This is a genomic window from Elusimicrobium sp., from assembly GCA_015062115.1.
GTDB lineage: Bacteria > Elusimicrobiota > Elusimicrobia > Elusimicrobiales > Elusimicrobiaceae > Avelusimicrobium.
Genome location: SUVG01000001.1, coordinates 52,513 through 74,164, shown reverse-complemented (window position 1 = coordinate 74,164; position 21,652 = coordinate 52,513). Strand labels below are relative to the sequence as shown.

Here is a 21,652-nt window from a genome sequence, read left to right as displayed (position 1 = left end):
TTAGTTAATAAATTACTATTTTTTATTTGCCGGCTTGTAAGGAGCCTGCACCGCCGGTTAAGTCTTTAATGGCAGCTACGGCACCGAGTACATTGCTAGCTTCGTAAGGCATGTAGATAACTTTGTTATCTTTGCCTTCGGTCATTTTAGAAAGCGCTTCAATGTATTTAAGTGAAATCATATAACTGGCCGGGTTGGAAGACTGCGCTACCGTGCTGGCTACGATTTTGACGGATTCCGCTTCCGCGTTGGCTACTTTAATTTTGGCTTCGGCGATACCTTCGGCTTCTAAAATAGCGGCTTGTTTCAACCCTTCGGCTTTTTTGATTTCCGCTTCGCGGATAGCTTCCGCTTTCAAAATTTGAGCGGTTTTGGTACCTTCCGCTTCGGTTACCATGGCGCGGCGGTCGCGTTCGGCTTTCATTTGTTTTTCCATGGCTTCGCGAATAGCTACCGGGGGGATAATGTCCTGCAATTCCACGCGGGTTACTTTTACACCCCATTTATTGGAGGCTTCGTCCAACACGCCTTGCAATTTGCTGTTGATGATTTCGCGGGAGTTGAGGGTTTGGTCCAAGTCCATTTCCCCGATGATGTTTCTTAAAGTGGTTTGCGTGATTTTTTCAATAGCCGTCGGTAACGATTCCACTTTGTAGGCCGCATCTAACGGAGAAGTAATTTGGAAATACAAAACGGCGTTGATTTCGATACCGGCGTTATCTTTGGTGATTACGCTTTGGCGGGCAAAGTCAAATACGATTTCGCGCATATCAATGGTATCTTTCATTTCGGTAAACGGAATCGTGCGGGTGTGGCCGGCTCCGTCCAAATATTCACGGCTGTTGCGCCATTCCATCAAGTGCGGTTTATCCATAATCGGTACAATCCAGTTGATACCGGGGTTCAAAACGGTTAAATATTTCCCGAACCGTTCAATAATCATCACTTGCCCTTGTTTTACTACCACAATCCCTTTGGCAATGATGACAATAACAAAGAAAAGAAATGCAATCAAAAATACCATACTTAATTCCGTCATTCCTTCCATAGTAATCACTCCTTATTAAAATTACGCCCGAAGGCGGCCCTGCTTACAAATCGTTTCTGCCAAGATTGGCTTATTTTTGTTTGACGGTTAAAGTGACTCCGTCCAATTTTTCCACCACACACACCGTTCCTACAGGCAGGGCGGTTTCGGCGGTGGCCTTCCAACTTTCGCCCGCTACTTTTACGCGTCCTTCGTTTTTAACGGGATCGATGGCAATTTCCACCAAGGCTTCTTTGCCCAGTACTTCTTCGGCCGGGGTGGTGATGTGTTCGGCTTTATCGTATAAATGGCGCAAGGCAAACGGGCGGATACCCACCCAGCATACGGCGGCTACCACCGTAAAAATAAGGGCTTGCACCCATAGCCCGAAACCCAGCCAGGCCATAAGCCCCGCACCTAAAAGGCCGATGCCCATGCACGCCAGGGAAAATTCCATGGTAAACACTTCGCCTACAAAACAACCCACGGCCAAAATTAAATAAATATAGTAGTTCATTTTGTCCCTCCCGAGTTAGCCTTTAATAATTTCCAAATATCTGCGCAGATACGCCAAGCGGCGTTCGTCGCGTACTTTGTTTAACGCATAAATCATGTTGGCAATAAAGCGCCGAACAATCAAGCGGGAAGTGAGCGGAGTGAAAAACTCCTTGTTCCACTCAATGTTGCGGTCTTTAATGTACTGGCGGCAATCGTTTTCCGTTAGAATTTTGCCGTTATCTAACGGATCAATAAAAATGGTTTCGTGGCGGACATAATCATGTAGGCAAACTAAAATACGGCCGGCCAAATCGATGAGCCCCATATCCAGACCGTAACGGTGCGCGATAGTGGCATAAAGGCAAGCCACGCACAGGCTGGAACCGCGCCCCTTCCTGAGGAAACGGGCAAAGGAAATATCTTTTACATCTAAATTGGTTTGCAACGCTTGATACCCGCGCAAGCGGAAAAAGTAATGCCCTAAAATAGCGGCAATTTCCGCATGGTTTTTTGCATTGAGCAGTGCCGGGCGTAAATCGCGGGCCATTTCATCGAGCGGGGCGGCAATATCGCCGCGGGCACAAATGGGACGGGTGAATTTGGAAAGCAGGGTGAGGCCTTCTTCCAAATCCGGATTGATTTTAGCGGAAAATCGCGTTAAGGCAGTGGCTAAATCTTCCCAGCAAATTTCTTCCAACGCGTCTAACACCGGGCGCGGCGCGGAAGTCTTAAATTCTTCTTCGATAAAAGACTGTACCTGAAGCGGGTTTTCTTTAATGGCCGCGGCCAACTCTCCCTTCAAAACAGGGCCGTATGTTTCCGACTCTGTTTCCAAGAGTTTGATAAGGGCTTTGAGTTTGGCATTTTCCAATGTGTGCATATATGTAAAAGAATAGCAAATTAAAGGGCGATTTTCCAATAATTTTTTGGGTTATTTTAAGGAGTGAAAAAATAAAAAAACGGGGTTTGTGGTAAACCCCGTTTTTTTGCGTAAGAAAAAGTGAATTAAAGGTCTTTTTCGTTAGCGGTAATGGAGAGCACTACGCGGCGGTTTTGGGCGCGGCCTTCAGCGGTGCTGTTGGACGCAATCGGGTTGGAAGACCCGTAGCCGACATAGGAAATGCTCAAGGTTTTAAGGCCGGTGCCCAACAAATAATCGTACACGGCTTTGGCGCGTTGTTGGGAAAGGGGGATGTTGATGGCATCGCCACCGGTGGAATCCGTATAACCTTGTACCACAATGCGGTTTTTGGGATATTTTTTGAGAACTCTGTTCAAGTCCGTCAGCGTTTGGCGGGAAGCATCGGTCAGTTCCGCGCTGCTGGTGGCGAACAAAATGTCGTTTTTCAAGTAAACTTGAATGCCCGCATCACTTTTTACCACTTCGGCAATGGCGGCAAGTTCTTTGGCTTGTTTATCATAATAGTTGCCCAAAGCACCGCCGGCAGTGGCCCCGGCCAAAGCACCGTAAATGGCACCTTGGTGGCTTTGTCCGCCGGTGTTGTTGGCAATGATAGCCCCGGTGATAGCTCCTACGGCAGCGCCGCCGGCGGCTCCCCAAGCGGTGTTTTTACCGGGGGTGGTGCAGGCCGTGGCCAAGAAGGCACAAGCCATGCAAATTAAAACCATTTTTTTCATGTTGTGTGTTCTCCTTTTTGAAAATTGGTTGCAATTATTTTACTTTTTTTAAGAGTTAAAAAAAAGATTTTATTTTGCAAGATCTTTTTTCCTGCAAACAAGAAGGCGGCTGAACAACCAGCCGCCTTTTTTTCGGTTCCGCTTTGCAAAAAGGATGCGCGCTTTTTGCAAAGTTCCTCTGTTTTTGTTTTGTTATCAATCTTAATTATTTTAATATAGTTAATTAAGATTAAGTATATTTTAATCAATTTATACTAAATATACAAGTCTTTGTTTTTCTTCGGCCCAAAAAGAAGGAAAAAATAAAAGGGGAAAGTGTGCAGGAATCGGTATAAATTAGTAGAATACAATATATATGGAAATTATCATTTTTTTGCCGGTTTTATTTTTTTCTATTGTCTTGCACGAATTTGCCCACGGTTATGCCGCCTATCGCATGGGGGATAACACCGCTTATTACAGCGGACGCTTAACCCTCAACCCCATTAAACATGTGGATCCTGTCGGCACGTTGGCAGTTCCTCTTTTTTGCTATATCATGGGTTTCCCGCTTTTTGGTTGGGCACGCCCCGTGCCCGTTAACCCGATGAAATTTCCTTCTCCCCGCCGCGATATGGGCAAAGTGGCTTTGGCCGGCCCGCTTACCAACTTGGCTTTGGCGATAGTGTGTGTGCTTGTGATGAAGGTTTTGCTGATATTTCGCCAACAGATTCCTTACTCCACGTTGGAAACCTTATTTAGTTTATTGCAGTACGGCATGACAATCAATGTGATATTGGCCGTTTTTAATTTAATGCCTATTGCTCCGTTGGACGGGGGCAGAATCGTGGCGGCATTACTGCCGTTAAAAGCCGCCTATATATACGATGCTTTTTTGGCACGGTGGGGTATGTGGGTGGTTATCGGTTTGGTAGCCACCGGCGCGGTGAAATATATTTTGTTTCCGCCGGCCTCTTTTATCGTAGGTTTATTTTCTAAATTTTTAATGTAATTACGAGGAATTATGACGAACGAAAAAATTGTACTTTCCGGTATGCGCCCTACGGGCAAACTCCATTTGGGCAACTATCACGGCGCCCTTAAAAATTGGGTTTCTCTGCAGGATAAATACAACTGCTTTTTCTTTGTGGCAGATTTACACTCTTTAACTACCGCGTATGACAAAACGCAAAACTTGGCGGCCAATTCGCAAGCCATGTTAATCGATTGGCTGACCGCCGGATTAGACCCGAAAAAATGCACCATTTTTATTCAGTCCGATGTTCCCCAAATCAGCGAACTTAACACCTTGCTCGGCATGGTAACACCCTTGGGGTGGCTGCTTAGAAACCCGACCTACAAAGAGCAAATCCAGGAACTCTTAAAACAAAAATATGCCGGACAACTGGACGATAAATCTTTGGGTGAAAAATTAAACTCTATCGCAGGAGACGAAGAAATTTCTTCGTTCGGTTTTTTGGGTTACCCGGTATTGATGTCTACGGATATTTTGATTCACAAATCGGCCCTTGTGCCCGTGGGAGAAGACCAAACCGCCCATGTGGAAATCGCACGCGATTTAGCCCGCCGCTTTGCCGAAATTTACGGCGAGCAGGTGTTTGTAGAACCCAAACCGCTCTACACCACGGTGGCAAGACTGCCCGGCATTGACGGGCGGAAAATGTCCAAATCTTACAACAACTCGATCGCTTTAGGGGAAGATTTGGATAGTGTGCGCAAAAAAGTGATGGCGATGTTTACCGACCCCAACAAGAAAAAAGCCAACGACCCCGCCAACCCCGACGGTTGTGTGGTGTTCGCCTTCCACAAGGTCTATAATCCCGATGCCGCCAAGCGTTGCGAAGAATGCAAAGCCGGTGCGCTTGGGTGTGTGGCCTGTAAAAAAGAATTATTTGCACTCATGGAACCCGAATTAAACGCTTTTGTGGAACGCCGTAAAATTTTTGCGGCAGATCAAGCCCTGTTGGATAAAATTGTAGCCGAAGGGAAAGAACGCGCCTGTGCTTCTGCCGCACAAACATTGGCGGAAGTAAAAAGAGTAATGAAAATTACAAAATAAAAGGAAAATTTATTTATGAACCCCGCCCCGATCAATGTTCGTATCAATGTGTTTGAAGGCCCGATGGACCTGTTGTTGCATTTGATCAAAAAAGACAACTTAGACATTTGCGATATCAACATTGCCGAAATCACCCAACAGTACCTGGACTACTTAAATGTAATGCAGGAACTCAACTTGGAAGTGGCGGGGGAATTTTTGGTCATGGCCAGTACGCTGATGCAAATTAAGGCCAAGACGCTGCTTCCCTCTCAGGCACCTACCACCGAGGACGAAGGCCCCAACCCGGCCAAGGAATTGATTGCCAAATTGGTGGAATATCAAAAGTATAAGGAAGCCAGCAAATTCTTAAACCAAAAGTTGGAAGAAAACAAAGACAAGTTCTACCGTTCCGCTCCCATTTTTGATGCAGGGGAAAAAGTAATCAATCTGCAAATGTTTGATTTGCTTGCCGCGGTAAAACGCGCCTTTGACCGTTTAGACGAACGCAAACGCATTGAACTTTTGAAAGTGGAAGAATTTCCTATCGAAGTAAAAATGCAAAAAGTGGTGGATATGTTTACTCACCGCACTTGGGTTTTGTTAGATGATATTTTTGTCGGGGAAACTAAAAAACGCGGGGTAATTACCTGCTTTATGGCCTTGTTGGAACTGATGAAAATTAAAAAATTGCTTGCCCGTCAAGACGAAAAAGAAGGGCAAATTCGCATTTACCTAAACCCCGAAAATAAAGACAAAGATTTCAAAACCCTGATGCACGGCGAAACCAATTAACCGCCGGGAGGATTTATGCAAAGCGAAGAAGTGTTACAAACAACCCCCGCCGCACCCGAAACCGAAGAAAACACGGCCCCCGTGGCGGATACTTTGTTGGAAACGGAAGATTTGAAAAAAATTATTGAAACGCTTTTGTTTATTACCGATCGGCCCATTAAGCCCACCCGCATTGCCGATGTGGTGGAAGCCGCCGATGCGCGCCGCGTGCGCGAAATTATCCAAGAACTCCAAGCCGAATATGTGCGCGACGGCCGTGCCGTGCAGATTGTGGAAATCGGCGGAGGTTTTCAAATGGCCACCAAGCCCGAATACGGCCGTTGGGTGCGTCGTTTATATAACGAAAAAATGACCACCAAACTTTCCAACGCCGCGCTTGAAACATTGGCTATTATCGCTTACAAACAGCCTATTACCCGCGCCGAAATGGAATCTATCCGCGGGGTAGATGTGGCCGGGCCGCTTGAACGCCTGTTGGAGCGTTCTTTGGTGCGTGTGGTCGGCAAAAAAGATACCATCGGCCGCCCGATGGTGTATGGCACGACCGACGAATTTTTGAGATTGTTTGGCTTAAATAAAATTTCCGAATTACCGGACTTGCAGGTTTTTGCCGCCAAACAATTACACGAAAAACAAGAAGATTTGCCGTTCGGCGATCCGCTCCCGCCGCTCGCGGAGCCGGCTATTATTCCGTTGGAAGAATTGGAAGGGGAAGAAAAACTGCAAGCGTTGGATTCTTCGGCCGATCCGTTCTTTACGCGCAATACCTACAACCGCGCCGATTTCTTTTCGGACGATTTGCTGTCCCAATCTTTGGGGCAGGAGGCCGAAGTATCTGCCGATAATGAAACCGCCGCGGCCGCACAAACGGAAGAAACGGAAAATTCTTCCGTTGTTGAAGTTGCCGTTGATAATCCAACCGAAACAGAAACATCTGTTCAAGCCGATTTAACCCAGGAGGAAAAATAATATGAATATCGTTTTAGCCGCCAGTGAGGCCTTCCCTTTTTGTAAGACGGGCGGGCTTGCCGATGTAGTGGGAGCCCTTTGCCAACAATTCGCTTCCCGCAAAGGAAATAAAGTGCTTCTTTTCCTGCCGCATTACCGCAATATCGTGCGGGTTTCTTCCTTGAAGGTAGTACCGGGGGTGTTTTTAATCCCGATCGGAGACCGCATTGAACAAGTTTCCCTTTCTTATGTAAATTGGGGAAATGTACTCGTTTTCTTCGTAGGAAACCGCAAGTATTTTGACCGTCCCTCTTTGTACCACACCAAAGAAGGAGAATATGCCGATAACGACGAGCGGTTTATCCTTTTTAACCGGGCCGTATTGGAAGGATGCAAATTCATCGGCTTCCGCCCCGATTTGATTCACTGCCACGATTGGCAAACAGGCCTTATCCCGGCTTACTTAAAAACCGTTTACAAATTGGACGCGTTCTATACCCGCACCCGCTGTTTATATACGATTCACAACATCGCTTATCAAGGGCATTACTCTTATTCCTCTTTCCGCAAAGCCGGTTTCCACCCGGTTGATTATACGCCCGAAAAGTTTGAATACTACGGCGGAATCAGTTTCTTAAAAAGCGGTTTGGTTTTTGCCGATAACATCAACACCGTCAGCCCGAACTACGCGCGCGAAGTTCAAAACGACCCGGCCATGGGTTTCGGTCTGGAAGGGCTTTTGCGCCACCGCAGTGCTAATTTCTGCGGTATTGTAAACGGAATTGATACCGAAGTGTGGGATCCGGAACTGGATCCCGTGCTTCCCGTCGGTTACGATGCCAGCGAATCGGCTAAAGGTAAATTGGCCGCCAAACTGGCCTTGCAACAACAATGTAAATTGGAACAAGACCCCGAAAAACCGCTTATCGGTATCGTGTCCCGCTTGGATTATCAAAAAGGATTGGATATCGTATTAGATTTGATTGAAAAATACAAAAATCGCGCTCAATTTGTCATTTTGGGTATGGGAGACCCCATGCTTGAAAAAGCCTACCAAAGTTTAGCGCGCAATAACCCCGGAAAAATCAGTTATAACGGACGATTGGACGAAGAACTGGCCCACCGTATCTATGCCGGTTCGGACTTATTCTTGATGCCTTCCCGTTTCGAGCCGTGCGGGCTTTCGCAACTGATTGCCATGCAATACGGTGCTTTGCCGATTGTTTCCAAAGTGGGGGGACTTGTAGATACGGTGCGTGGTTATCACCCCGGAAACGAAGAAACCGCTACCGGATTTTTCATTGAAAAATATAGCCAAAAAGGTATTTGCGAAACCTTGGAATTTGCGCTTAGCGTGTATAACAACCGCACGGTTTGGACTCGCCTGGTAAAAAATGCCATGCGTCAGGACTTGTCTTGGGATAAATCGGCCAAGGCCTATTTGGAATTGTACAGCAAAACGATTGTATAAGGAGTAGTGATGAAACTTTTTCAAAAAATTCTGTGCGCGGGGTTCTGCCTGCTTTTGGCGGGCGGACTTTTTGCGGGAGAAGTAAAAAATGTAATTTGGGTAATCGGCGACGGCATGGGCCCGGAGTTAATGGGTTTCTTTATGCAAGGGGTGCGCTACGGAAATGTGCCCGGCTATCCGGAGAAAATTTCTCATTTGGAAAAATTGACCCAAGAAGGACAAATGGGAGTATATTTCAATAACACTTACGATACCGTCGTAACCGATTCGGCCGCTTCCGCTACCCAAATGGCGACGGGGGCTTTTACTCGGCCGGGGGTCATCGGGAAAGATTTTAATGATGCGCCCGTTTCCACCCTGTTGGAAATTGCCAAAGAAAAGGGAAAATCTATCGGTGTAATTACCGATTCGTATGTTACGGACGCTACCCCGGCAGGCTTTTCCGCTCATGCTTCCAACCGCGGGGAAAAAAGGGAAATTGCCCGTCAGCAAATTGATTTGGGATTAGATGTTATCTCCGGAGGCGGACTTAAGTATTTTACCACCGGCGAAAATAAAGGACTTCTCAATTATGCCAAAAAGAAAGGTTATCAGGTAGCCCGCAATAAAAAAGAACTGGAACGAGTGCAAAAAGGAAAATTACTGGGGCTTTTTTCCGAAGAAGCGATGCCTTTGTCCATCGAAATGCAAAACTATACGCATTTGCCTTCTTTAACCGAGCAGGTAAAAAAATCGATTGAACTGTTGGAAAAAAACAAAAACGGTTTTGTACTGATGGTAGAAGCCGGGAAAATAGACTGGGCCGCCCACGCCAACGATGCCGGAAGTGTATGGGCGGAAATGAAGGTGCTTGATGAGGCCCTGGCCTATATCAAGAAATATGCGGACGAGCATCCGGGTACCCTTATTTATCTTAATGCCGATCACGACACCGGCCTCGGTGCGTTTACCTATCAACATTTAGGAAAAGAACAAGTCCAAAAGAAAACCGCCCAGGGTGAAGCGCTCTACAGCGGAGACATGGACTATGCTTCCTTTAAGCAGTATGAACTGTTTGAAAAACAAAAACGCAGTTTGCACTATGTGCAAGAAGAATTGAAACGGATTCCCGCCGAACAATTAACAGCCGAATTGGTACAGGAAAAATTAACGGAAGCCTTGGGATATCCCGTAGATGTCAGCGGGTTTGAAAACTTACAAGATATTCCGGGAGTGATGCGTCAGTTCGACCTTTCCCGCGGCCTTGTGTGGGCAACCCCCACTCACTCTTCCTCCATGCTTTTAAGCGTTGCTTACGGGCCGGAAGCGGACGAGTTTACCGGGGTGTATCACAATACCGATATGTTGCCCCGTATGCTAAAAGCGTTGGGTTGGGATAAAAAATAATATGGAAGAATTTTTTGAAGAAAAACCTGGCAAACAAAAAAATCAGGTAAAACATATTTTTCATTTGCATCGCCGTTTGTTTTTGCTGGTGCTGGCAGTAGCCGTATTGGGACAAAGTGTGTTGTTTGTCAGCACGCGTTTGAACCGTTATTATAAGGAATTGGAAAATTCCTTTAAGATTATTTTTACGGTAAACACCAAAACCACAAACGATACCTTAAACCAAATCGGGGAATCGTTGAACCAAAAAACGGATATCACGGGTGTGCGGTTGTTTTCTCCTCAAGACGGACTGGAAGCCGTCCGCAAACAAAACCCGCAACTGGCGGAATCGCTCCTGTTGATGGGTAAGGATAAAATGCCTCCCTATTTTGAAGTAAAGGTGAACTTCCGTGCGTTAAACAATATTCGTCCGTTTGTGGATAATTTATCTTCGGAATATCCGCTTTTGTCGGCCCGTTATAATGTCGAACACGCCGATATGATTTTTTATGTGGGGTTGTGTGCCAAACTGTTGCGCTTGGCGGTATCGTTTTCGTTACTGCTCTTTTTGGCTTTTATGTTTTTGGTCGAAGCCTACCCATCTCGCGAAAAACGTTCGCATTATGTGGGGGGCGCCGTATCGGGCATATTAGCCGCGTTGTGTGCGTGCCTGTTTTTTGCGGGGCTTGTGTATCCTACCGGTTTTTTGGCGGAAGCCTTTGCCCAGTTTACAAATCCTTTTCTGCAAATCTTACTGATAGCCTTTTGCGGACTTTTCGGGTGGACTTTATCTAAATGGCAAAAATTCTAACGGTTTTACTGGCTTTGTTTTTTTGTGCTTCGCCGCTTTTTTGCGACGAGGCCGCCGATCGTAAGCGTGAAATCGAACGCTTAAAAAAACAAGCCGCCCAAAAAGAAAGCGAACTAAAAAAATACCGCGAGCAGGAAAAGAAAATTTCGCGGGAAATGACCGCTTTGGAAGACCAACGCGTGCGGGCTCAACGCAAGAAAAATCAACTGGAGTCCGACATTTCCTATGTGGAACAAAACATTTTATCCATAGAAGAAAAACGCGCCGCTTTGGAGCGCAGTATGCCTATGTGGAAAGGGGTAGTGGAAGAAGAACTTTTGGCCCATTATTTTACACCCGCTTGCCCGGCCTGCCCCGGCGGGTACAGTTTGGAAGAAGAAATTTTTGTGGAGCGTATGATTACCCACAAAGCCGCTTTTGCCGCAAAACTTAAAAAAGAAAATAAAGAAGCCAAAGAGCGTATCCACTCGTTTGAAGAACGCAACCGTAACCTCTTGGCGCAAACTTCCAAAATCAAAGAAGAGCAAGCCGTTATTTCACAATCTTTTAATAAAAAGAAAAAAGATTTAGATGTTACCAAACGCAAAGTGGCCGCGGTTCGTAAAGAAATTAACGAGCTGAACAAATCGGCCCAGGAATTAAACAATTTGCTTGCGTCGTTTGAACGCAAAAGAAAGGCCGCCGCCCAAAAAGATTCGTCTTCCAAAACGGCGGGCAAAAAAACGGACGGGCCCAAAATTGATGTGCCGGCCCACAGTTTGCCTTGGCCCGTAAACGGAAAAGTAATCAGTAAATTCGGTAAAGAATACAGAGCCGATTTGAATACTTGGATTTTCCGTGATGGTATTAAAATTGCCGCTAAATACGGCGAGCCGGTTAAAACGGTGGCGGCGGGAAGCGTAATTTACGCGGGGCCGTTCCGTTCGTACGGAAACGTGGTGATTGTGGACCACAACAAAGGATTTTTCAGTATTTACGGATTCTTGAGCGAAATAAAAGTATCCGTGGGGGATAAACTCCCTGTGCAGGGCACCTTGGGCTTGGCCGGCAAGGATACGCAATCGTCGTCCGGAACCGGGCAAAGTGCGGTTTACTTCGAAATCCGCCAAGGGGCGACTGCCGTTAATCCGCAAAATTGGTTACAATAGAGGGATAGGAAAGGAATATGAAAACAGAAAAATTAAATCGTTTTGTTATTGTTGCCGCGGTGTTGTTTTTTGTCGGCACGCTTTTTCCGTATGCTTATGCGGCGGCGGATAACAGTTTGAAACAGTTGCGTACTTTTGTAGATGTGCTTGAATTTGTAAAAGAAAACTATGTAGAAAAAACCGATACCGATGTGTTGATTAAAGGTGCTATCAAAGGTGTCATCGGCGAATTGGACGACTTCTCCCAATACTTGGAACCGAAGGACTATAAGTCCCTTAAAAACGATACCCGGGGGGATTTCGGCGGGGTCGGCATGCGTCTTCAAAAAATAGATAATTTCGTAACCGTGGTTACGCCTATGCCGGGCACCCCCGCTTACAAAGCCGGAATCATGCCGGGAGACCGTATTTTGTTTGTAGACGATAAAGACTTGGCCGGTATGAATTTGGACGAAGCGGTGGAACTTATGCGAGGTTCCGTAGGAAGCAAAGTGAAATTAACGGCCAGCCGCAAAGACGAAAAAACCGGTAAATATGTAACTTTACCCGATTTCAAATTAAAACGCGAACAAATCGTTCCGCAAGTGGTTTATTACCGTATGTTAAAGGATAAAGTCGGCTATTTGTATTTAGTTGATTTTTCCGGCCACAGCACGGAAGAAGTCAAAAAAGCCATGACCGATTTAACCGAACAAGGCATGACTTCTTTGGTAGTAGATTTGCGCTTCAACCCCGGCGGATTGTTAACAGGCGCGGTGGATATTGCCAAATTGTTTTTGGGTGAAAATCAAATGATTGTGTACACCCAGGGCCGCAAACAAGACTATTACCAAGAGTTCAAAACTTCTTCCCAAGGGGAATATCCTTCTATCCCGATGGTTCTTTTGGTAAATGGGGCTTCTGCCAGTGCCAGCGAGATTGTGGCCGGGGCCTTGCAAGATAACGAACGTGCGGTGGTAATGGGTCAACGCACCTTCGGGAAAGCCAGCGTGCAACAAGTGCTTCCTTTGGCGGGAGGAGCGGGCCTTCGCTTAACAATTGCCAAATATTACACTCCTTCGGGCCGTTTGATTCAACGCGATTACCGCGATAAAACCAAAGCGGAAGAAGGCGGTATTATCCCCGATGTGGAAGTATTCATGGACGCAGATGAAGAGATAAAGATTTTCCACCAATATAATGATATCGTCTATACTCCCGGGAAAGAAGAACCGAAAATGGAATTTAACGAAAAAGACCCGGTGCTCGACCGTGCCCTGGAACTTTTGACGGGCAAAGTTTCTTTGGAAGAGGCTAAAAAACAAGCGGACAAAGAATCGATGGAACGGAAAGTAAAAGAACAAAATCCTGGGAAAGATACCACCCAACAAGCCCCAGAAAAAACAGAAGAAAAATAGTATATGAAAAAAGATTTTACCATTTTGGGTATAGAATCAACCTGCGACGAAACTTCCGCTTCTTTGCTTAAAGGCGGAAAGGAGATCGTTACCAATGTAATTTATTCCCAAATTGAAGAACATAAAAAATATCACGGAGTCGTGCCCGAGTTGGCCAGCCGCGCCCATGCGGCCAAAATCGCTACCGTAATTAACGAAGCCTTGGGCAAACACCCGCTTGATTATGTGGCCTTTGCCAGCGGCCCCGGGTTGCCCGGCGGACTTATGGTGGGGCGTGTGGCGGCGGAAACCCTTGCAAATTTCAAAAAAGTGCCTATAATAGGAGTGAACCACCTAGAGGGGCATATCTTTGCCTGCGAATTTGAAGGTTCCCAGGTTAAAGAGCGCCTGCAATTTCCTCTGGTGGCTTTGGTCGTTTCCGGCGGACATACGGAACTGTGGTATGTGAAGAATTACGGAGACTATAAAATTTTGGGCCGCACGCGGGACGATGCCGCCGGCGAAGCTTTCGATAAGGTAGCCAAATTGTTGGGGCTTGCCTATCCGGGCGGGCCGCAGGTATCCAAGCAGGCTTTGTCGGGTAAGCGCGATGCTATCCATTTTCCGCGTCCGCTGTTGCCCGGCACGTGGGAATTTTCGTTTAGCGGGATAAAAACTTCTGTCAGTTATTATCTGCGCGATCACCAAAATTTCAGTATTCCCGATGTGTGCGCCAGTTTTGAAGAAGCCATGGTGGACACTTTGGTAACCAAAACCCTGTGGGCCGCCAAAAAATATAAGGTAAAACATATTGCCGTCGGCGGCGGAGTGGCGGCCAATGCGCTCTTGCGCGAGCGTATGGAAAAAGAGGCAGGCAAGTTGGGGGTAACGGCTCATTTTGTAGACCGTAAATTATCTTCGGATAACGCCGCGATGATTGCCTTGGCTGCTTATAAAAAATTAGAACACGCGCAAAAAACCGGTCGTCCGGTAAAAAAGAATATCAATGTTGACCCCAATATGAAGGTTCGCAATTGGGATAAATAGGAGTTTTCATGATTTTGTGGGTAATGCCCGATTCGGGTGCCAGAACGAAGGAAGATTACGCAACTTTAGTATCTCTTTTCAAGCAGGAAAATCCGTCCGTTGATGTAACGGTGCGCGTATTTACGCGTAACGTGCTTTGGCGGCGCATGTTTACTATCAAGCACCCCACCCACGAAGAAGAAATTCCGGATTTGATTCAAGTTCCCCATTATTGGACGGCTCTGTTGGTGAAGGAAGATGTAGCCGAAAATCTCTCCCAGTTGGATCCGGGGCTTTCCCTTTCCAACTGTTTAGTTCCCTTAAAAAAACATTGTTACCAACCCGGCACCAAGGATATTTATTCCTATCCGTGGTGGTTTGATTTAAGTGCGCTTCACTATCGGGCCGATCATCTTAAGTTGGTTACCGCCAAGCCCGAAGAAGCCCTCTCCACCTGGAAGGGGCTGTTGGATACCTGCGAAGCCCTGCGCGAGAAATTCAAAGATGTTCCCGGTTACTACCCCATGCAAAATAGCGACTGGCGCGGTTCTCTTTCCATGCGCAATGCCTTGCCGTGTATTTGGGGGCGCGGGAGTGATTTGTTGTCGGCTGACCGCGGCACTACTTTGGTAGGCACCAAGCCGTTTAAGGAAGGTATCCGCGATTATGTCAATTTGGCACTAAACAACTATATGCCTATTTTGCGTGAGAGAGGCTCGCTGGGAACCATGGTTTCCGGCAAAGCCAGTATGATGATTTCCCGCAAACAGGGTATCGGCACTTTCAATTTGCGTAAAGGCCTTAAGGTACGCACCTTGCCGATTCCCGCCACGGGGGAATCTTCCGTTTCTTATTTGGCGGGCATGAACCTGTTTGTTAACAAACTTTCCCAGCACAAAAAAGATGCGCTTAAATTTATTAAATTCTGCGCCCGCCCGGATATTCAAGTAAAATATGCCGGCATGATAGATGCCTTCCCCGCTTTTGAAGAATCTTTCGAAAAGTTTATTTTCACTTCTTCCCAACGCCTGCAAACCTACAGCACCATTTTATCTTCCGCACGCACTTTGCCCAATGTAATTATCATGGGTACGATTATGGAAATTCTAAAGCGTGTGCTTGCCGTGTGTGCTACCCAAATCGTGGAAGAACGCTTTACGCAGGCCTCCCTGGATAGAGAACTGGATCTTACCGCCAAAGAAATAGAGTATTTGCTGTCCGTGTATGAGGGGTAATTATGTTAGATAAAAAATCTTATACGCTTTATAAATTTCATAAACAGTTAAACCAATCTTTCCAAAACAAACGCTCTCTTTTGGAGTGTGCTCTTTCCACACTTCGCAATTTGTTTAAGTTGGATCGCGTTTACTTTTTCGATTGGCAACAGGAACGCGCACTGCTGTCGCTTAAAATGATGTGCAAAAAGGAATACTGCATGGATATGCAGGAAGATATTTCCGTCTTGCACGAGCCTGCTTTTCTCCGCCAGTTGTTGCAAACCGGTATTGCCGAAACGACCGATTTAAGTTACCCCGCCATTTATGTTTTGCTTAAATGGCAACGCCCCGGGGTGGAATTAAAAGCGGGGGAGGTGCATAACTACATGCAGGAAAAAGTAGGGGTGCTGCGTTTGGAACGCTTCCGCAAAAACCGTGTGTTTACGGAAGAGGAAAAAGGTTTGATTAAAGATTTGGGGCTCGAAATTTCCCACAACCTGCGCAATACGGAAATTGACCAAGCCAAAAACCAACGCTTAAGCGTTTCCACTGCCCTTAACGATTTATCCACCATTTTTGCTTCTTCCCTTCGCCTGAACGACGGGTTGGAACTTATCTTAAAAGGAGTACAAAAGTATTTCCGTTTTGACAGAGTCCGCCTGTATTTAACCGATGCGGAAGGCAGCAAAATCAAATCGGTGCTTGGGGTAGATGTATCGGGTAAAGTAACCCACCAGGACGGTTCTTCCCTAAAGGAAGATGAAGACCAACTGCTAAAAGAAGTGTTTGATTCCGCCGCCACCTACCGCGCCATACGCAGTGTTATCTATATTCCCTTAAAAGTACAGCGCAACAAAGTGGGGTTTTTGACCTTTGACAATATTTTATCCCGCCGCAAAATCGGGTATTTAGATTTTATTTCCCTGCAACAATTTGCCTCGCAAATGGCTTTGGCTATTGACAATGCCCGCCTGTTCGAACGCGTGCAGGAACTTTCCAACTACGACGAACTGACCAAACTTCCCGTTCGCCGTTATTTTAACGAAAAATTTGCCGAAGAAATTTACCGTTCCAAACGGTTTGATTTAACCTTATCGTTGATGATTATGGACATTGACTGGTTCAAACAAATCAACGACGGTTACGGCCACCAAATCGGCGACTGGGCCTTAAAAGAAGTCAGCAAAGTAATTCGCACCAGTTTGCGCCAGACGGACGTTCCCTGCCGCTTTGGGGGGGACGAAATGGTCATCATGCTTCCGCGCACCACGGGGGAAGAGGCCAAAATTATTGCCAAACGCCTAAAGGATCGCATCGGGGCTATCACCTTACCCAGTCGCTACACGGAAGGAAAGGAAGTCCACCTGAGCATCAGCCAAGGGATAGCTTCCTTCCCGTTGGACGGCTCCACCCCGGACGAACTCCTGGAAAAGGCCGACAAAGCACTTTACATTGTTAAGCAAAACGGCCGCGGGCATTTTGCGGTGTATCGCGAAGTGGCCGACCAAGTGCAAGCCGCCGAAGAAGCCGAGCGCTTGGCCGAAGAAGCTAAGAAAAACGAAAATACTTTATAAGAGGAAACGAACCCCCGGGTATATAAGCCCGGGGCTTTGTTTTTTCTGTTTCTTCTCATCTTTTTCAAAGCCTTCAATTTCTATCCCGTTTGTTAAGACGAAAAAAACAGTTGACATTTGCCCCAAAAGTTGCAAAAATTTAAGAGTACTGTATCGGCGACTATTTCAAAACATCAAGTAGCGCGCCGCTTTGCGCGTATTTTTTTATACGGGCAGACGATTTGTAAAAAAATAATTTTAAGACGGGAAATTTCCCCAAAATGGATACTTACACAATGAACAAACTTAAAAGTTTACTACGGGTTTTACCGGGTAAAGCGGTCGTTCGTGCCGTTTTAGCCTTGTTGTTTGTGGCGGCCTCGTTGCCGCTTTTTGCCCAAACGGCCGAAGTGCGCTACGCGGGTGTGTTTTATGCAGATAGCCAAACGGATATAAAAGGGGTTTATTGTGATTATACAGACCCTTCTGGTGCCAAGCCGTATATCTTTACGCCTAGTAAGGATGCCGTTGGAAACCGTAGTTTTTATGTGGATACAGTGCAACCCTCTAACAACGGAAATAAAAATGATCCGTGGGCCAGTTCCGCGTTGATTGAATACGACCAACCCTACCCGTCGCCAACTGCTGTGAACAACTATCCCAACCATTGTTTGGCGTTATGTATGAATGTGGTCTGTACGAATAGACCCATGTCCCAAAGTACCTATTCCATTTCCTTCCCGCTCCAACAAATCAAGTTTGATGTGGTGAAATACTACAACAACAAAAACATTGCCAACCCGGAAGAATCTCCCGCGGTGCGTACGATTGACTTGTACCCCGATACTGAATCTTCTTCTGCTAAATGCGGTTCTTACCACTGTATCGGTTCCGGCTCCGGAAATCCTTGCTCCGGGGCTATGTATGAATGTTCCGAGGGTTCTGTATGTACCGCAAAAAAAGATGATGATGCTTCCTGTAAACTTGATAGTGACGATAAAACTTATAAGGGCATGAGCAGCAAAAAATGTTGGAAAGTAGGAGATACCAACAAAACAAGTTTGGGTGCTCCTTCTACTACTCTTTGCGGTGAATATGGCGAACACTGCATGGTTTTTGATCAGAACGGGACGGAATCCGGTGTTAATATCCCGTTCTGTGCCGCGTGGGACGGTTCTTACGAAATTGCCGGTGAATTTGGGAAATCTAACGGACAATTCGGTTTCCGCGCATCCGTAGCCACCGATTTCCCCGGGGATAATATTATTACCGATAAAATTGAATTTAACTCCATTATTGCTTACCCCGGCGAAAACCAAATTCCCATGCAGGTAGATGTAACCAATGTGCACACGGTGCGCAGTACCCCTACGGTGGTGGGGAACATCACCGCCGTTTCCGCCCAACCTTATACGTACGCCTATCGCCTCAGTAAAGATGCCGATGTGCGTATCGCCGTTTTTGATGCATCTACGGGCGACAATTTAGCGTATGGTTCTGCCAGTACCTCTAACCCCACCGGGGATAATGAGGCTATTGTGCGCACTTTGGTAGATTGGCAACCGCGCTTGGGCGAAGGCATGAAAGGGCAGGAAAAAGATGTCCAAATTACGGAATTTGACTCTTGGGACGGCCGCAACGATGACGGATTATTCTTGCCGGCCGGCAACTATGTGGTAACCATTCAAGCCAAAACGCAAGACGAATGGAATGGGGTAGATTTCTCTCGCGCCGTTACGCGCCAACTTTCTTTAGACCCCCTTAAATTGACGGACGTAGTAGCCACCGGGCTTAACAAAAAATCCACGGCGTATGCATCTATTGCCTATGTGCCGACCGAAGCCGCCAAAGTGTATTGGAATATTTATACTCCCGGTACTACCTTTAATGACACCTTAACCGATTCTTCCACCCAAACGGGTACGGCCCCGACTCCTACGGGTGGTGCCTTGGTATATAGCCAAGTGGAAGATCGCACGGCCCGCATGAACTTTACCAATCGTTGGGACGGTTTATGCGGTATCCAAACCGGTTGTACCCGCACCTATGCCAAAGGTGAAAAATTATCCGACGGAACGGCTTGTACCGCTGCTACCTGTACAGAAAGCTTTGCTTATGGTGCCCCCTTACCGGACGGCAACTATGTGTATGCCTTGTGGGCGGAAATTCCGTACAATGGTTCTTACAAAAATCGTGCCGGTAATGGTGGATCTTATCCCGCTTATACTCCCGGCGGCACTTGTGCTACCGGGCAAAACGCCAAATGCTTTACCGGTGTAAAAACCTTAAATTACGAAGTAGGCCAAATTGCCATTGAACGCGGAGCGGTAGATATTACCATTCAACCGGTCAGTTACTCTACGGTAGGCTCCAGCCCCACGGCCTATGGGTTGGATCCGTTCATCTTCAAATACTCTATTGTGCGTGATGCCACCGTGGTAGCCAAAGTGACCAACTCCGCCGGGGTGCCTGTAAAACACTTAACCCCCGAAGTTGGTATCACACAAGTAGCGCAACAAATGAACACTTTGTCTTGGGACGGCCGCGATGACCAAGGCCGCATGGTCGCTCCCGGTACCTACATGTTTAGAGTAGATACCAAAGATGCCATGTTCCCGGCTATTACCAATACTGCCTCGGCTGTTTTCCCGGTGGATATGTACCGCGTGGTAGATGTCAGCACTACGGATGTGTATGGCGATAGCGAAGCCAAAGCCACTATCACCTATTCGCTTTCCAAAGCGATGAACGTGCAAGTGAACATCTATAATAAAGATGTGGTCATTCCCAACTATAACGATTTAGTAGGCAAGCCCGCCTCTTGGCCTCCGGTCGTGTGTAACACTACGGATCATAATGTTTTTGCTACTAGCGGTGCAGTGGACCCTGCCAAGTGGGCTGCGAACGGTGGTGCTTGTATCTATGTAAACGATACTACTTTTACAAACTATCCTGGTACCGCCACCGACCCGATAAATGCGCGCCTGCAGCCGATTAAAACCTTTGAACGCTCCGCCTTGCGCGTGGGAGACGGTATCCCGGTGACGGAAGAATGGGACGCCCTGTACTTTAACAACCCCACTTCCACTAAAGGTACTTGTACCACCGCAACCGATATTACCACCTGCCCGTACGAAATGGTGCCGGACGGTCAATATCCGTTCTACATTTCGGCCCAGTCCGAAGAGCCTTTCAACCGCTATTATGCCAATCTCGGGGAGGGGAGTTATCTGCAAGGGGCGCCGTTCAAAACTCCCAGTGAAATTAAACAGCAAAACGGCCTGTATGCAACGGAAAAACCGACAGGTAAAATTAACGTAACGCGCGGCCCGGTGTACTTCTTGGACGGCTCTGTGGTAGTGTACCCCAATGCGCCGCAGTTGTTTAATGCTTCGTCCGGCCCGGTGTTTATCCCGCCGTACGAAATCAACTTCTCCGTTTCCCGTGCTTCTACGGTAGCGGTGGATATTATCGCGCTTGAGGGCGATATGTGCTACGATCAAGTAGGTACATTGACGGCCCGCAATGCGGCGGCCGGTGCGGTCTGCAAACACATTGATCCGGTAACCTTCATCAATACCAGCAATTTCGACCCCAACATTGCACGCAAAGTGTATTGGGACGGTACCGATAACAACGGTATGTATGTAAAACCCGGTGTTTATGAAGTGCGTTTAACCGCCAAAAACTACCCCGATAATACCTTGTACCAAGAAACGGTCAAGAGCATTACCGTTAATGCCGACCTCTTAAAAGTGTTTGACCTCTTGGAAGCCGACGGGTATGCCATTTCTCAACGCAATACGGATATGAAGATTGGTTATCAAATCTCCGTACCGATGAAAGTGGCTCTGCAAATTTTCAAACCGGGTACCACCATTTACAATTATCAAAAAGGTACCTTGCGTAACCCCACCACGGGTACGGAAGTACAAGATATCCGCGAAGTACTGGTACGCGCGATTGTGGGTATCCGCCCGGCCACCACGCTTATCGAAGAACTGTGGGACGGCCGCGATTATGCCCAACAAGAAGTACCGGACGGCACTTATCCCTTCCGCTTCGTAACGGCTTTAGACTCGGCCGATATCGACAGCGTAACGGGTGAAATCATCGGGGATTATCTCTCTACTGATGGTAGTGCCACCCAAGCCGATTGGAAAATCAATAAAGTGGCCGATACGTACGAGTATCAAAACTTGCACAAAGCCACCATCGCCATCGGCGACGGCAGATTTGTCTGCGAAGATTGGGAAAAGACGGTATTCTTCTATCCCAACCCGCTCAAAGATGCCAGCAAAGGTACTTTGGAAATTACCAAAATGCCGGTGCCGGGTACAGTGTCTATTAAGTTCTTCAACTTGGCGGGCGACTTGGTGCGCGACGGCGGCTACACCTGTGTAGATGCCAACAACTACCAAATCTCCATGGGGGACAGCTTAACCTTTAACCCGGATAACAACCCCGTCGGTTCTACACAGATGACGGCTGCTCAGTTGGCGGCCTTCCCCAACGTGCGTAATGCTGCCTTGCGTTGCCGCTGGGATAGAACCAACCAACACGGCAAAAGAGTGGCCCGCGGTGTGTACTTCGGCTTAGTGGACTTCAAAGCCTCCAACGGTCGCGAACATTGTCAAAAAGTAGTGAAGATTTTAGTACCGTAATAAAAAGGGGGGAGAAACCCTCCCCCCGGTTTGTTCCCCGCATTTGCGGGTAAAGCCGTAAAAAACAGAGAAAT

The 21,652-nt window shown here is 47.0% G+C and carries 17 protein-coding genes; 13 read left to right on the top strand and 4 right to left on the bottom strand.

From position 1 onward, the window contains the following. Positions 1 to 22 precede the first annotated feature (22 nt). The 4 genes from E7027_00330 to E7027_00315 form a co-directional block, all read right to left on the bottom strand. The gene (locus E7027_00330) at positions 23 to 1,024 is read right to left on the bottom strand and encodes an SPFH/Band 7/PHB domain protein (GenBank protein MBE6420589.1); all 1,002 of its coding nucleotides are present in this window, start codon (positions 1,022 to 1,024) and stop codon (positions 23 to 25) included. A gap of 94 nt (positions 1,025 to 1,118) precedes the next feature. Beyond that, positions 1,119 to 1,544, bottom strand: a complete 426-nt coding sequence (locus E7027_00325) for an NfeD family protein (GenBank protein MBE6420588.1) — start codon at positions 1,542 to 1,544, stop codon at positions 1,119 to 1,121. Positions 1,545 to 1,559: 15 nt separating this feature from the next. After that, positions 1,560 to 2,405: a hypothetical protein gene (locus tag E7027_00320; protein MBE6420587.1), complete on the bottom strand. Its 846-nt coding sequence runs from the start codon at positions 2,403 to 2,405 to the stop codon at positions 1,560 to 1,562. Between the two features lie 125 nt (positions 2,406 to 2,530). Continuing rightward, positions 2,531 to 3,163 carry an OmpA family protein gene (locus tag E7027_00315; protein MBE6420586.1) on the bottom strand — a complete coding sequence of 211 codons (633 nt, stop codon included), beginning with the start codon at positions 3,161 to 3,163 and terminating at the stop codon, positions 2,531 to 2,533. Positions 3,164 to 3,518: 355 nt separating this feature from the next. On the opposite strand from E7027_00315, the gene E7027_00310 reads away from it, so the two are divergent. The 13 genes from E7027_00310 (at position 3,519) to E7027_00250 (ending at position 21,578) form a co-directional block, all read left to right on the top strand. Further along, on the top strand, positions 3,519 to 4,154 hold the full coding sequence (locus E7027_00310; GenBank protein ID MBE6420585.1) for a site-2 protease family protein: 636 nt from the start codon (positions 3,519 to 3,521) through the stop codon (positions 4,152 to 4,154). 12 nt (positions 4,155 to 4,166) lie between these two features. After that, positions 4,167 to 5,222 (top strand): tryptophan--tRNA ligase, encoded by a 1,056-nt coding sequence (gene trpS, locus E7027_00305; GenBank protein MBE6420584.1) that lies wholly within the window; start codon positions 4,167 to 4,169, stop codon positions 5,220 to 5,222. 15 nt (positions 5,223 to 5,237) lie between these two features. Then, the gene (locus tag E7027_00300) at positions 5,238 to 5,996 is read left to right on the top strand and encodes a segregation/condensation protein A (GenBank protein ID MBE6420583.1); all 759 of its coding nucleotides are present in this window, start codon (positions 5,238 to 5,240) and stop codon (positions 5,994 to 5,996) included. 15 nt (positions 5,997 to 6,011) lie between these two features. After that, on the top strand, positions 6,012 to 6,965 hold the full coding sequence (scpB, locus tag E7027_00295; protein ID MBE6420582.1) for an SMC-Scp complex subunit ScpB: 954 nt from the start codon (positions 6,012 to 6,014) through the stop codon (positions 6,963 to 6,965). A 1-nt stretch (position 6,966) separates the two neighbouring features. Then, positions 6,967 to 8,415 (top strand): glycogen synthase, encoded by a 1,449-nt coding sequence (locus tag E7027_00290; GenBank protein MBE6420581.1) that lies wholly within the window; start codon positions 6,967 to 6,969, stop codon positions 8,413 to 8,415. Between the two features lie 9 nt (positions 8,416 to 8,424). Further along, on the top strand, positions 8,425 to 9,801 hold the full coding sequence (locus E7027_00285; GenBank protein ID MBE6420580.1) for a hypothetical protein: 1,377 nt from the start codon (positions 8,425 to 8,427) through the stop codon (positions 9,799 to 9,801). A gap of 1 nt (position 9,802) precedes the next feature. Next, complete coding sequence (locus E7027_00280) at positions 9,803 to 10,594, top strand: hypothetical protein (protein MBE6420579.1); 792 nt, start codon at positions 9,803 to 9,805, stop codon at positions 10,592 to 10,594. Further along, positions 10,579 to 11,742 (top strand): hypothetical protein, encoded by a 1,164-nt coding sequence (locus E7027_00275; GenBank protein MBE6420578.1) that lies wholly within the window; start codon positions 10,579 to 10,581, stop codon positions 11,740 to 11,742. Before E7027_00280 ends, E7027_00275 begins: the two co-directional genes overlap by 16 nt. A gap of 17 nt (positions 11,743 to 11,759) precedes the next feature. Then, positions 11,760 to 13,139 (top strand): S41 family peptidase, encoded by a 1,380-nt coding sequence (locus E7027_00270; GenBank protein MBE6420577.1) that lies wholly within the window; start codon positions 11,760 to 11,762, stop codon positions 13,137 to 13,139. A 3-nt stretch (positions 13,140 to 13,142) separates the two neighbouring features. Next, positions 13,143 to 14,165 carry a tRNA (adenosine(37)-N6)-threonylcarbamoyltransferase complex transferase subunit TsaD gene (tsaD, locus tag E7027_00265; protein ID MBE6420576.1) on the top strand — a complete coding sequence of 341 codons (1,023 nt, stop codon included), beginning with the start codon at positions 13,143 to 13,145 and terminating at the stop codon, positions 14,163 to 14,165. 8 nt (positions 14,166 to 14,173) lie between these two features. Further along, entirely contained in the window at positions 14,174 to 15,379 is a 1,206-nt protein-coding gene (locus E7027_00260) for an extracellular solute-binding protein (protein ID MBE6420575.1), read from the top strand. Positions 15,380 to 15,381: 2 nt separating this feature from the next. After that, positions 15,382 to 16,935, top strand: coding sequence for a sensor domain-containing diguanylate cyclase (locus tag E7027_00255; GenBank protein ID MBE6420574.1), 1,554 nt, complete (start codon positions 15,382 to 15,384; stop codon positions 16,933 to 16,935). 260 nt (positions 16,936 to 17,195) lie between these two features. Continuing rightward, a complete protein-coding gene (locus E7027_00250) occupies positions 17,196 to 21,578 on the top strand; it encodes a hypothetical protein (GenBank protein ID MBE6420573.1) in 4,383 nt (1,460 codons plus the stop codon). The last annotated feature ends 74 nt before the right edge of the window (positions 21,579 to 21,652 follow it).

Excerpts from the sequence above, each read along its gene's own strand:
- E7027_00330 (MBE6420589.1), bottom strand. The coding sequence starts at position 1,024 with ATGGTATTTTTGATTGCATTTCTTTTCTTTGTTATTGTCATCATTGCC.
- E7027_00325 (MBE6420588.1), bottom strand. The coding sequence starts at position 1,544 with ATGAACTACTATATTTATTTAATTTTGGCCGTGGGTTGTTTTGTAGGC.
- E7027_00320 (MBE6420587.1), bottom strand. The coding sequence starts at position 2,405 with ATGCACACATTGGAAAATGCCAAACTCAAAGCCCTTATCAAACTCTTG.
- E7027_00315 (MBE6420586.1), bottom strand. The coding sequence starts at position 3,163 with ATGAAAAAAATGGTTTTAATTTGCATGGCTTGTGCCTTCTTGGCCACG.
- E7027_00310 (MBE6420585.1), top strand. The coding sequence starts at position 3,519 with ATGGAAATTATCATTTTTTTGCCGGTTTTATTTTTTTCTATTGTCTTG.
- trpS (MBE6420584.1), top strand. The coding sequence starts at position 4,167 with ATGACGAACGAAAAAATTGTACTTTCCGGTATGCGCCCTACGGGCAAA.
- E7027_00300 (MBE6420583.1), top strand. The coding sequence starts at position 5,238 with ATGAACCCCGCCCCGATCAATGTTCGTATCAATGTGTTTGAAGGCCCG.
- scpB (MBE6420582.1), top strand. The coding sequence starts at position 6,012 with ATGCAAAGCGAAGAAGTGTTACAAACAACCCCCGCCGCACCCGAAACC.
- E7027_00290 (MBE6420581.1), top strand. The coding sequence starts at position 6,967 with ATGAATATCGTTTTAGCCGCCAGTGAGGCCTTCCCTTTTTGTAAGACG.
- E7027_00285 (MBE6420580.1), top strand. The coding sequence starts at position 8,425 with ATGAAACTTTTTCAAAAAATTCTGTGCGCGGGGTTCTGCCTGCTTTTG.
- E7027_00280 (MBE6420579.1), top strand. The coding sequence starts at position 9,803 with ATGGAAGAATTTTTTGAAGAAAAACCTGGCAAACAAAAAAATCAGGTA.
- E7027_00275 (MBE6420578.1), top strand. The coding sequence starts at position 10,579 with ATGGCAAAAATTCTAACGGTTTTACTGGCTTTGTTTTTTTGTGCTTCG.
- E7027_00270 (MBE6420577.1), top strand. The coding sequence starts at position 11,760 with ATGAAAACAGAAAAATTAAATCGTTTTGTTATTGTTGCCGCGGTGTTG.
- tsaD (MBE6420576.1), top strand. The coding sequence starts at position 13,143 with ATGAAAAAAGATTTTACCATTTTGGGTATAGAATCAACCTGCGACGAA.
- E7027_00260 (MBE6420575.1), top strand. The coding sequence starts at position 14,174 with ATGATTTTGTGGGTAATGCCCGATTCGGGTGCCAGAACGAAGGAAGAT.
- E7027_00255 (MBE6420574.1), top strand. The coding sequence starts at position 15,382 with ATGTTAGATAAAAAATCTTATACGCTTTATAAATTTCATAAACAGTTA.
- E7027_00250 (MBE6420573.1), top strand. The coding sequence starts at position 17,196 with ATGGATACTTACACAATGAACAAACTTAAAAGTTTACTACGGGTTTTA.